Source organism: Pseudoalteromonas sp. NEC-BIFX-2020_015 (genome assembly GCF_012952265.1).
Taxonomy (GTDB): Bacteria; Pseudomonadota; Gammaproteobacteria; order Enterobacterales; family Alteromonadaceae; genus Pseudoalteromonas; species Pseudoalteromonas neustonica.
This window is the reverse complement of sequence record NZ_JABCJL010000003.1, coordinates 129,501-142,053: the sequence shown is the minus strand read 5'-3', so window position 1 is coordinate 142,053 and position 12,553 is coordinate 129,501. Positions and strand designations below refer to the sequence as shown.

Below are 12,553 nucleotides of genomic sequence, written 5' to 3'. Positions count from 1 at the left end.
CCAAAGGTTAACTTATTGAAAATAAATAAATTAAATATTTATGGATGCATGGGTTTTCCCATCGATGGGAATATGAATTTAAAAATGGGAGTAAAGTGATTTTTAAATATTGATGTGGTCGCGGCCTTATTCAGCCCTCAAAATTAATCTTTCCAAAATGGCTGTTGTTTTGTTCTTTTTGGGCTTTTTGTTCATTTAATTTATTTGTCTTTTCAGGTACATAACGTTATTTTTTATTGCTGTCCTCGTATTTCCTTCTGCCTGTAAATCAATAAGTGATCAAAAATGAGTCAATTAATAAATAACCTTAGCTTTAGGGTTAAATTTGCTATTCCTGTGGTTGTTGCCCTAGTTATATTTTCTGTGTTGTCAGGGTATGTTCTTTATACATTTAAAGAGCAGGCACGTCTTAATAGCTTTATAAGTTTAGAAGTGCGCACTGTACTTGATGATCTAGAAGATGGTTATCGCGATCTATTCCAAGTAAAAACCGCTGGCTTAAGCATGGTGTTAGGCCAAGGTGATAAGCAAAACTATTTAATTCAGCAAGACGAGTATAGAAGCAATATAGCGCGTGTAGATGCTCGTCTTTCAAGTCCATTAAAGTTGGTTGATTCAGGTTACATCGATGCGATAAATGCACAGCGAATCGATAATATAAAAGCCGATGTAGTTATTTGGTCTCGTTATTATCAAGGGTTATTTAGTGATCATGCTTTAGCAGCAAGTTATTTAGCTGAACATAAACAAGATATGGAAACGGTGCTTGGCCGCATTCGCAAAAACGTTACTACCATGCGTGATGAAATAGACGCTAAACTTTCAAATTCACTCATTGAGATTGACGAGCAACAAACCTCGGCAAGTTATGCACTGCAATTTGGCATGTTATTAAGTTTTGTATTATCGATTGCTGCTACGTGGTTGTTATCAGGCGTTATTTTAGCGCCATTAAAGCAAATGCAACTCGCACTTGAAAACATAGCTTGCGGGCAAGGTGATTTAACCCAGCGTTTAAATATTGAATCGCAAGATGAAATGGGTTCATTAGCGCGTTCATTTAATACTTTTATAAGTAAAATTCATAACACGGTACTTGCAGTTGTTGGTTCGGCTGAGCAGGTACGCACTGAAACGGCAAACTTACGTACTATTACAGCCAGTGTGCTAAACGAAGCCAGTAATCAGCAAGTTGAAAGTGAGCAGGTGGCTGCGGCGGTTAATGAAATGAGTACCACCAGCGATAATGTTAGCCATAATGCTAACGATGCAGCTAGCGCTACAAGTAACGCAAATAACGATGCAAACGTGGCAAAAGCGACTATCGAAGAAACTATCTCGTTAATTAATCAACTTGTAACCGACATTTCAGCATCAAGTGATGTAATAAACACCCTAGAGCAAGATGTGATGAACATTGCCACTGTGCTTGATGTTATTCGCGGGATTGCCGATCAAACAAATTTACTCGCGTTAAATGCAGCCATTGAAGCCGCTAGAGCCGGTGAGCAAGGACGTGGTTTTGCTGTGGTTGCTGATGAAGTGCGCTCGTTAGCGAGTCGTACACAAGACAGCACTGGTGAAATTAATGCCATGATTGAAAAGCTTCAGCAAGGGACTAATCAGGCCGTTAGTGCAATGCAAGCGAGCACTAAAAGCGGGCAGCAAACTATTGAGCACTCTCGCGGGGCGGCGCAATCGGTGCAGCGCATTAATGATGCCGTCACCATCATTAATGATATGAACATGCAAATAGCTACAGCGGCGACGCAGCAAAGCCAAGTGAGTGAAGACGTGAATATCAATGTGCAGCGCATCGCTACATCAAGCGGTAATATGCTCGAAAAAGTAGATCATGCTGAACGTGCATGCCAAGCATTGGCGCAGCAGTGTCAACAGCTAGACAACTTAGTAAGCAACTTCAAAGTATAAGTAATGAAGGGGCTTGAGTATATGCTGCCCCTTAATCCGCTTAAATTAGCTAATCCCCGTTAAATAATAGATGACTATCAATGAGTTATTGCTCGTTCTTTTTGTGCATATTGTGCGTGGTTTTTATGCGCTAAATGCATTTTAAACAGATCAATGCAGCTTAACTTCTAAACATTTCGTTAATCTCACGTTAACACTATGCTCGAAGTTAGATGGCAGTGTGCAGTAGCTCATCTTAATGACAACAAAACTAAAATAATTGGTGTGGAGTAAAACAATGAAAGCAAGTAATACACAACTGGCGTTAGCTGTTGCAGCAGCGTTAGCAAGTACCTCTGTGTTGGCCGACAACGATACACAAAAACTACAGCAGCAATTGGATGAGCTACAAAAAGAAGTCGACTCAATGAAAGGCAACAAAGCATTTGACCTTGAGTTTGGTGGCCGCGTTCAGCTTGATTACAATTACTTTAATGGTGCATATAACGCAAATAATGACGGTGATGCTGGCAGTGATTTTTTCCCGCGCCGTATTCGTACGTACGTGGAAAGTGAGCACGGTAATTGGGATCACAAATTATTGCTTGAGTTTGGCGAGGGCACAGCTGAAATCGTGATGGCGCGTGTGCGTTATGCATTCGATAACGGCCTAAAAGTGAAGGTGGGTAAAATCCGTGAAGATATGTCGCTTAATGCGTTAACGAGTTCTAAGCATATCAACACGATTGAGCGTAGTACCTTAGCAAATACTTTCTCACCGTTTTTCCGTTGGGGTGTATCGGCTTATCAATATTTTAAAGACAGTGGCGTGCGTTATGCCGTTGGTGTGTATAAAAACGATGCATTTGGTGCATCAGGCCATGATGAAGATGATAACTTAACACTTGCCGCAACAGGGCGTTTAACGTGGTCGAGCGCGTCGCCGGGCGATGTTATTCACCTAGGTGCGTGGCATTCATATCGTGATATGGGTGGTAATGAATTAGGGGCGCGTTTTGCCCGTGGTGAAATTCGCGAAACCAATGTGCGCTTGGTGGATTACGCTGTTGGTGGTGATGCTGTCGCATTAGATAGTTTATCGCAAACAGGTCTTGAGTTTGCTTTTCAAGCTGACTCACTCACTCTTGAGGCGGAATACGCCAGTCGTTCACTTGATGCCGTAAATAGCGCCGACGCCCTTGATGGTGAGCGCTTTGATGGTTTTCATGTATCAGCCAGTTACTTTCTAGGGGGCGAGCAGCGCCAGTACAAAGCGGGTTCTGCGTTATTTGTACAGCCTAAAGGCGTTAAAGACGCATGGGAACTTGTTGCTCGTGTATCGCAAATGGACGCAACAAGCAGTACGCAAGGCACTGAAGTAACAACTTACACATTAGGCACTTCTTACTACATTAGCAGCGACATTAAATTTATGGGTAACCTTATTTACAGCGATGTAGAAGGCCCAGGAACAATCGCGCTTGTAGGTGATGAAGATTCGGGTATGGGCTTTAGCGCACGTATGCAGTACTTATTTTAAGAGGTAGCGGAACATGAATTTATTCAAATCATTTAAATCAGTTAAAACGACGGTGCTTGCAGCATCGCTCATATTAAGCAGTCCATTTGCACTGGCCGATATTCACTTTTTAGTACCCGGTGGTCCTGGCGGCGGTTGGGATACAACAGCACGTGGTGTAGGCGAAGGCTTAGTAAAAGCAGGTATTGAAGATAATGCCTCTTTTCAAAATATGTCGGGTGGCGGTGGTGGCCGTGCAATCGCATATTTGATTGAGTCAGGGACTAAAAAAGGCGATATTTTAATGGTTAACTCAACACCTATCGTGTTGCGTGCATTAACGGGTAAAATTCCGTATAGCTATCGCGATCTAACGCCTGTTGCCAGCATGATCGCCGATTATGGTGCATTTGTTGTACGTAATGATTCGCCATTTAAAACGTGGCAAGATGTGATCGCCTCAATGAAAAAAGACCCAAGCTCGGTAAAAGTAGCCGGTGGCTCGGCGCGTGGCAGCATGGATCACTTAGTTGCAGCGCAAGCGGTTAAAGCCGCAGGCCTTGATGGGCGCAGGTTACGTTATATTCCTTATGATGCAGGCGGTAAAGCAAAAGCTGGTTTACTATCTGGCGAAGTTAACTTGCTTTCAACGGGTCTAAGCGAAGCGTTAGAAGTGGCTAATGGCGGTCAAGCACGTATTTTAGCTGTGACCTCAGGGGATGCACTACCTGATTACCCTGAAATCCCAACACTTAAATCACTAGGTTATGACATGGAATTTGTGAATTGGCGTGGCTTTTTTGCAGCTCCCGATTTACCAGCCGACAAACTGGCAGAATACACTGAAAAATTACGTAAGCTACAAACAACACCTGAGTGGGAAGTGGTCCGTGCGCGTAATGGTTGGTTAAACCTGTTTCAAGAAAAAGATCAATTCATTAAGTCACTCGAAGCACAAGAAGCACAGCTCAAAGTCGTGATGGAAGAGCTTGGTTTTATTCGCACATTACGTTAATCGAGGCGCCAATGTTGAACCGCGAATTACTAGGGCCAAGTTTATTCTTGGCGCTATTTACCCTATACGCCATTATTGCATGGCAAATTCCGTTACTCCCATTTGAAGAGTATGAAACAGTGACCTCAGCCACCTTACCTAAGGTTTATGCGGCATTTGGTATTATTGTGTGTTTACTGTCGATAGCAGCAACCTTGCTAAAGCCAAAAGAGCAACCAAGTGATGAGCAGCAAACACTTGAAAAATCGAATGTACTGCGCACAGTGGCATTGCTAATTTTAATGGTGTTATACAGCGCTATGCTAGAGCCAATTGGTTTTTTACTCTCAACCAGTGCATTTTTGTTAATAGGCTTTTTTGTGATGGGCGAGCGCCGTAAAGCAGTTTTATTACTGGCCTCAATTCCTGTTGCTGTGGTGTTTTGGTTTTTAATGACCCAAGTGCTGGGCATTTATTTGGTTCCTGGCAACCTGTGGAGTTAAGTTATGTTTGATGGAATTATGCTGGGCTTGTCGACCGTACTCGACTGGAACAACTTACTTTATGTGATCATAGGGTGTTTTGTTGGTACTTTTATCGGCATGTTGCCGGGCTTGGGCCCTATTACCGCTATTGCATTGATGATCCCCATTACTTACAGCATTGGTGCTGATTCGGGTATGATTTTAATGGCTGGAGTGTATTACGGCGCAATATTTGGCGGTTCAACCTCGTCTATTTTAATAAATGCACCAGGGGTTGCTGGGACCGTAGCGTCTTCCTTTGATGGCTACCCACTTGCAAAGCAAGGCCACGCTGGTAAAGCATTGGCAATTGCTGCTTATTCCTCCTTTATTGGTGGCACAATTGGCGCAATATTATTAATGGTGGCCGCGCCGCTGTTGGCAAAAGTGTCGCTGAGCTTTCAATCTCCCGATTATGTCGTGCTGATGTTTTTAGGTTTAACAGCAATCGCAGCATTTTCAAATAAAGGGCAATTTTTAAAAGCCATGATGATGACCGTATTTGGTCTTATGTTGGCAACAGTCGGTATTGATCCGTCCTCAGGTACTGAGCGTTTTACTTTAGGCCAAGCTGATTTACTTGATGGTATTAGTTTTTTATTGGTGGCTATGGCAACTTTTGCTCTGGCTGAAGCACTTATTAATGTTACACGTCCGGAGAAAAAAGACGTTAAGGGCATTAATGATTCAGACACACCACAAATAGGCTCAACCAAATTAACTAAAGAAGAAATTAAAGATATAGCCCCTGTTATTGGTCGCTCGTCTATTCTTGGTTTTATTGTAGGTGTATTACCGGGCGCAGGTGCAACGATTGCCAGCTTTATGGCTTATGCAACTGAGCGAAACTTAGCGCCTAAAGGCCTAAAAGAGAAATTTGGTAAAGGGTCATTGCGCGGTTTAGCAGCGCCAGAGTCTGCCAATAATGCAGCATGTACGGGATCATTTGTACCATTACTGACATTAGGCATCCCAGGTTCAGGTACAACTGCGATTATGCTCGGTGCATTAATTGCCTACGGTATTCAACCGGGCCCTATGTTAATGCAAGAAAACCCTAGCGTGTTTTGGGCGGTGATTGTAAGCATGTACTTTGGCAATATTGTGCTACTTATTTTGAACTTGCCGTTAATCCCGTATTTTGCAAAAGTACTGGCAATGCCAAAGTCTGTTTTGACTGTGATGATTTTGTTCTTTAGCTTAATTGGCGTGTATCTCGTCTCCTTTAATACTTTTGATTTATTTATGATGGTGGGCTTTGCTATTGTCGCTTTAGTCTTGCGGTTACTGGCTTTCCCAATGGCACCATTACTACTAGGCTTTATTTTAGGTGACATGATTGAGCGTAATTTCCGCCGCTCTATGATGATTTCTGACGGCTCGTTAAGCTTTTTGTGGGAGCGCCCGCTGACATTGAGTATTTTTGTTATTTCAATATTAGTGTTGTTATTCCCATTAAAAGACTTTATAACCCAGCGTCGTGCAGATAAAGCCGCGCTTAAAGTGAAATCAGAGCATGCATCGTGAGGTAGGCTGAGGTAATGATGAAATACACCAAAAAACTAAATCCATTGCAAAGCATGGTTAAAAAGCCCAAGCGCTTAGAAACGCGATTAATTATTTGGGTAACCGGGTTGTGCGTACTTCAAGCATTGATGTTTGGTGGATTGGTGTATCAGATTACCGCGCAAAGCTTAAACGACCACATAGGTGATAAAGCCCTTGCGGTGGCGACCAGTATTGCTGCGAGCAACAATGTTGTTCAAGCATTAAATAATCCGCAAAAATTAACCGCTATCAATCAAGAGATCGAAAATCTGCGCCAGCTCACTGGCGCAGATTTTATTGTTATAGGCGATAAAAATGCCCATCGAGTTGTTCACCCAGATAGCAATAAACTCGGTAAGCGCATGGTTGGTGGTGATAGCCAAGCGGCCTTGCAGGGAGAGCGTTATATCTCTATTGCTAAAGGGAGTTTGGGAGAGTCAATTCGTGGCAAGGTGCCTGTGTATGATGCGCAGGGGGATATTATCGGGTTGGTGTCGGTTGGTTTCTTGGTGCAATCGATTGAACCTTTGATTCAAGAACGCATTGTAGAGGTGATGATTTGGGGAGTTTTACTGGTTATTTTGAGCATTATAGCGGCGGTGCTTATTGGGCGGCGCGTTAGAAATGCCATATTTGGTTTACAACCTGACGAAATTGCGCGGTTATTCTCAGAGCAAGATGCCATTTTAAACACCATGCGCAGCGGTGTCATAGCTCTAGACCCCGATGGTCGAGTGCGCAAATTAACCCAAAGAGCTTGCGAGATTTTAGACAAACCTACCGCCTGTATAAATCAAGATTTAATGCTAAGTGACTTACTCCCTGAGCATGCTGAGTTCTTGCTGCGTAATCAACGTCGTAAAATGGTTGGTTTTGAACTGTTTGCAGCGGATAAACGCTTAGTATTGTCGCGGTTTTCATTGCAAGTACAAGGTCAGGCAGATGGCATATTATTAACATTGCGTCCTGCCGATGAGCTGGAGTATTTAAGTCAGCAATTGACTAAGGTACAAGCGTTTGCAGAGCTTTTACGTGTACAAACACACGACTATTCAAACAAATTAAATTTAATTGGCGCACTGATCCAAATGGGAAAGAGCGATGAGGCAATTGAGCTGATCGGCCAAGAAAGTCAAGGCTCGCAAGCACAAATACACCATTTGTTAGAGCATATTCAAGACCCCGTGCTCGCAGGTTTGTTGGTGGGTAAATACCACAAAGCGCGCGAACTCAATGTTACGTTGGAATTAAACCCAGATAGTCTACTCGGTGCAATAGCCCGTACCGAGATGCTCGAACGAGTGGTATCAATACTGGGTAATTTGATCGATAACGCCATTGATGCAGCAATTAGAGCAAGTAACGAACGCACACCGTATGTAAGAGTGACCGTTGATGAAACCAGTAAAACGCTGTTATTCGATGTAGAAGACAGTGGTTTTGGTGTTGGCGATGATCACGAAGTGATATTTACGCCACAATACAGCTCTAAAGCCGGGGCAGAACACGGTATTGGTTTATATTTAGTAAAGACCAATTTGGACTCCTGTGGAGGGAGTTTAGAAATTGGTGAATCAGATTTAAAAGGCGCACGACTAAGCGTTTATATTCCTAAATAACGTAATTTAGGGTAACAAGCCGTGGTAAAGCAAATAATAATAAAACGAAATGCGGCACATTAGCAATGCTAAAAATGAGTAATAAACAATGACATATTCAGTAGTTATCATCGAAGATGAAATAGAAGTCGCACAACTTTTGGCGCAATACTTATTGCTACCAAATGGTGTGGCGGGTAATCAAGCTGCAAGGCAAAGCCAGCGTCAAGGCCAGTATCAGGTTGTGGGTATTGCTGCAAACCTAAGCACGGCAACGGCCTTGTTGCATGCGATAGAGCCAGACCTTATTCTACTCGATATTCATTTACCAGATGGCAATGGCCTTGAGTTATTAAGTGACTTACGCCGACGTGCAATAAAAAGTGATGTTATGTTGCTTACTGCAGCCAAAGAAGTCGAAACTCTTGAAAAGGCCATGCAGCTTGGTGCCTGTGACTTTTTAGTTAAGCCGCTGATGCTCAATCGCCTTGATCAAGCATTGGCGCGTTTTGAAGCGCGTCAACGTTGCCTATCAGACGCAGACGAAGTCACGCAATCTATGGTGGATACGTTATTTGGCTCAAATGAGCAAAGTAAAGCGGTGGTAAGGCTCCCTAAAGGGGTTGATCAGCTTACGCTGAAAAAGATTATGGATGCATTTAAAAATAATCAAAAAACACCATTTACTGCCCAGCAAATGGGCGATTTAGTGGGAGTGAGTCGCTCTACAGCAAGGCGTTATCTTGAATATTTACTAGAGGCTGAACAAGTCAGCGCCGACCAAAGCTATGGCAGTATTGGTCGGCCTGAACGTTGCTATAAAATGGGTTAGTGATGTGGCAAAGCGCTTAGGTTAATCTCTGGCGCTTTGCTTGCTAGGCGTTGCATACGAGAAGGCAAACGTGGGTATATTGAAAGCACACATTTACCTTTACTAGAAAGAGTCAATATTCCCCAGAAAACTGGTTAAAATTGACCACGCAATTTACGCGCGTATTTCATGGCGTAGTAGGCGGGGCATCTTCATAAGAAAGTTACTGTGAAAATCTACACAGAAAACGGCGAGCAAATATAGGTAACTGCGAAAAGTTGCTGGCATAAAGTTAAAAGTCCCCAGTAAAAAGTTAAAACTGCAACTATGCAGTCATTTTCATGCGTGTAATTTAAGCTTAAGAGGACAAGTAACTCATTTAATGGGTGAAATGAAAGTAACGCAGCAGTAAAAGATAAACTCATAACCTAAAAAGTAAATTTAAAGGAGCAGCTGTGTTGGTGCTATTAAAGTGGCTGTCTAGTTTATAGTTTACTGGCGAAGACCTTCGTGCACGTTTTATTGAAAAGTAATCTATCGCTAAGCTGTTTAAACGAATAAAAATAGTTGGCTTTTTCTTGTGAATTTAACATTGCAGTATGGTTACAGTATGGTTGTTTAGTGTAATATTTGAGCTGTATAATATACGCCGTTTTGGGGGGGGGTTATAACCCCCCCCAAAAAAAAAGGTGCTGTTCAATACGCTTTTTTTTGATTTATGCCTATCTTCTTAGGGAAGTGTTTTTAATAAATGGGCAAATAAGGAAATTAAATATGTTAAAAAAAATATTCATGATCTTGCTTTTCTTTTCTCAATCAGTGTTTGCTGGAGATAAAATAGCAACGACTTGTCATGGTTGTAATTCCAATGATATGAAGATACGAGCTGGAAATGTAGGCTGGGGTGAGCACGGACAAACAATAAATGTATTAGATTTTACACAATCAAAAATTGAAACTTATGAAAACTACACAGAATGGGATCAAGAGCACGGGTATGTGAGTCATCGTGAAATTATTAGAGTTAAAACCTCGGAAACGGATAAAAAAATATTTCAAGAAGTTAGTGATGCCCTTAATGAATTAGGAAATAATACATCTTCAAGCATAGCCCCCCCAGATGTCATTAATAACGTCTGGGATTTGCCAAATTATTCTAGAAATAAAAATAATTTAACAGACTATATTAAAGATCAACTTTGGGTTAGTTCAATAACAATCGAAGCAGTAAAAGATAAAGCTAGAAAATTAGGTTTTCTATCTGGTGAGTTAAACAAATATTGGTTACCTACTGCTAATGGAGGAAAGGTACTTTTTTCTATGAAGATAGATGGGGGAATAATTATTATAGAACTTCTGGAAGCAAGAGATAGTGACAATAATACCGTACCATTTAAAGTAAGTGATATTGGAACATACAAATTTAACAACCATAGTAATATTGGGGCTGCATCTGGTGCATTTTCAAGATTTGGGTTTTCTACAAGTATTAGAGTTGGCGCAGTAACAATTATAGACTGCGACAGTAGTGGGAAGTGCAGGCAAGTACCACCACCTAAATCAACAGATTAAAAAACAAAGGTGAAAAGGTGACACCCATTCTAAAGTTTGTATTTTTTATATTTTTCACTAACTTTTAATTAGTGTAAAATATAATCAGGGTGTCACATGGCAATTGCAAGAAAGCGTCAAGTAAGTTTGGTTGATACAAAGTATTATCACTGTATTTCACGTTGCGTTCGTCGTGCTTTCTTGTGCGGTGAAGACCGTTTTACAGGGAAGTCTTTTGAGCATCGCAGAGGGTGGGTTGAAGACAAACTGCTCAGTCTAGCCAAGGTATTTTGTATTGACGTTTGCGCTTATGCGGTAATGAGTAACCACACGCATTTAGTGCTGTATGTTGATGATAAAAAAGCAGAGCGCCTTAATGATAAAGCCATTATTATCCGTTGGCATAAACTCTGTAAGGGCACCGTGCTCACCAATAAATACATTCAGGGTGAAAAAATTAGCGACGCCGAGCGGTTCTTTTTAGATAAAACCATTACCGAATACCGCGAACGCTTAACCAGTATTAGTTGGTTTATGCGACAGTTAAACGAAGATATCGCCCGCAAAGCCAATAAAGAAGACGGGTGTACAGGCCGATTCTGGGAGGGAAGATTCAAATCACACGCATTATTAGATGAAGCCGCCATAGCTGCATGCATGGCCTATGTCGATTTAAACCCAATTAGAGCCAAAATGGCGAATACCCCAGAAGAGTCAGCCCACACCAGTGTACAAAAACGCATTGAAAGTGCAAAGGACGGCAAACAACCCAAACAACTCCTGCGCTTTGCAGGGATGCCCAGGCAGCACATGCCCAAAGGATTACCGTTTGAGCTAAAGTCTTACTTAGAATTAGTAGAGCTCACAGGGCGATGCTTGCGTGAAGACAAACGCGGCCACATTGAAGAGGCGAACTTACCACTTTTAGCGCGCATCAATATCTCCCCTGAAAACTGGTTAAAACTCACCACACACTTTACCCGCGTATTTCATGGCGCAGTGGGTAGACCGTCATCACACGCAGGTTACTGCGAAAATTTAAACAGAAAACGACGCAGCAACCTCAGCAACTGCGAAAAACTACTGGCGTAGTGTTAACACTCATTTAAAACTAAAATTGCTCTTCAAGGGAAAAGCGTATGTGCCCGCAATGTAGACTCCTGCATTTTTGAATTTAGCCAAATTCAGTGAAACCGTGTTTAGATCGTGATTATGTCGAAAATGTTCACTTACTGATGACTTCAAGCGATGTGTTTGTTGTTTTGCTTCCAATGAATGATTGCGATGGGTGTTAACTTAAGTTTTCAAGGTGCGCATAAAGTTTTTGCTAATGCCGATGGTGTGGATGGAACTGGAAATAATGCACCCATATCAAGGCATACAATAAGTTCTTCTCGTACTGCAAGAGATAGCTTACGTGTGATATCTTCTCAAGCACGTTTACTAAGAACACCAGCTGAAATTACTAGTTATAACCGCAATTGGCTAAAACATTCTGCGTATAGGTTTGAATGGTCAGTTTCTAGTGCTTCAAGGAAATAGAATGTCAAAAAATAAAATGTTAGCTCTATTATGTTTAATAGTTAATTCACAGGTGTGCTTTTCAAGTTCGATTGAAAAGCCAGCTAGACCCATTTCAGCTGAAATATATACAATTTGCGATTTGGTATATTGTAATACGAGTGTTGTTTTAAAAAATAATACCGCATTTGAAATTAAGGTAATTTCAAATTACTTTGACGAAACTCATTTTACTGAGCATGCTTTTAATTTTTATAAGGCGAAAGATGTATATGCAACGAATAATCCGTTTGACAATCCATTACTGTTTCAAAATGTGGAGTTTACAAAACTCAAAGAAGACGCAATATTTAAACCTTTAGAAGTCAAAATTTACACTACGCTAATAAAAAGAGATAGATTGAATTTTGAAAAAGGTACTGAATATGTTGTTTATGCTGCTGATATGTATACTCGCTACATCATTAATGGAAACCAATCAACAATAAGGTCATTACATAGTAAGTTTGGAATAGTTGATGATTTACTTACCTTGCCTGATGATTAAACTAAGTGCTATTTATAGGGACGGGCCTT

10 protein-coding genes and 1 pseudogene are annotated in these 12,553 nt (G+C 41.4%); all 11 read left to right on the top strand.

Annotation, left to right across the window (positions count from 1 at the left end; all coding sequences use genetic code 11):
• Window positions 1–285 precede the first annotated feature (285 nt).
• The 11 genes and pseudogenes from HH219_RS03620 to HH219_RS03575 all read left to right on the top strand — a co-directional run bounded on the left by HH219_RS03620 (window position 286) and on the right by HH219_RS03575 (window position 12,524).
• Complete coding sequence (locus tag HH219_RS03620) at window positions 286–1,932, top strand: methyl-accepting chemotaxis protein (protein WP_054205878.1); 1,647 nt, start codon at window positions 286–288, stop codon at window positions 1,930–1,932.
• Between the two features lie 277 nt (window positions 1,933–2,209).
• Complete coding sequence (locus HH219_RS03615; RefSeq protein ID WP_054205879.1) at window positions 2,210–3,451, top strand: porin; 1,242 nt, start codon at window positions 2,210–2,212, stop codon at window positions 3,449–3,451.
• A 13-nt stretch (window positions 3,452–3,464) separates the two neighbouring features.
• On the top strand, window positions 3,465–4,445 hold the full coding sequence (locus HH219_RS03610; protein WP_054205880.1) for a tripartite tricarboxylate transporter substrate-binding protein: 981 nt from the start codon (window positions 3,465–3,467) through the stop codon (window positions 4,443–4,445).
• An 11-nt stretch (window positions 4,446–4,456) separates the two neighbouring features.
• Window positions 4,457–4,927 (top strand): tripartite tricarboxylate transporter TctB family protein, encoded by a 471-nt coding sequence (locus HH219_RS03605; protein ID WP_054205881.1) that lies wholly within the window; start codon window positions 4,457–4,459, stop codon window positions 4,925–4,927.
• Between the two features lie 3 nt (window positions 4,928–4,930).
• Entirely contained in the window at window positions 4,931–6,475 is a 1,545-nt protein-coding gene (locus HH219_RS03600; RefSeq protein WP_054205882.1) for a tripartite tricarboxylate transporter permease, read from the top strand.
• Between the two features lie 17 nt (window positions 6,476–6,492).
• Window positions 6,493–8,115, top strand: a complete 1,623-nt coding sequence (locus tag HH219_RS03595; protein ID WP_054454393.1) for a sensor histidine kinase — start codon at window positions 6,493–6,495, stop codon at window positions 8,113–8,115.
• Window positions 8,116–8,203: 88 nt separating this feature from the next.
• Window positions 8,204–8,926 carry a response regulator gene (locus HH219_RS03590; protein WP_054205883.1) on the top strand — a complete coding sequence of 241 codons (723 nt, stop codon included), beginning with the start codon at window positions 8,204–8,206 and terminating at the stop codon, window positions 8,924–8,926.
• 48 nt (window positions 8,927–8,974) lie between these two features.
• Window positions 8,975–9,195 (top strand): annotated as a pseudogene (locus tag HH219_RS22380) (hypothetical protein); the annotation flags it as partial.
• A gap of 484 nt (window positions 9,196–9,679) precedes the next feature.
• Complete coding sequence (locus tag HH219_RS03585) at window positions 9,680–10,477, top strand: hypothetical protein (RefSeq protein WP_054205885.1); 798 nt, start codon at window positions 9,680–9,682, stop codon at window positions 10,475–10,477.
• Window positions 10,478–10,573: 96 nt separating this feature from the next.
• Window positions 10,574–11,548, top strand: coding sequence for a transposase (locus HH219_RS03580; RefSeq protein ID WP_054205886.1), 975 nt, complete (start codon window positions 10,574–10,576; stop codon window positions 11,546–11,548).
• A 451-nt stretch (window positions 11,549–11,999) separates the two neighbouring features.
• On the top strand, window positions 12,000–12,524 hold the full coding sequence (locus HH219_RS03575) for a hypothetical protein (protein ID WP_169326646.1): 525 nt from the start codon (window positions 12,000–12,002) through the stop codon (window positions 12,522–12,524).
• Window positions 12,525–12,553 lie beyond the last annotated feature (29 nt).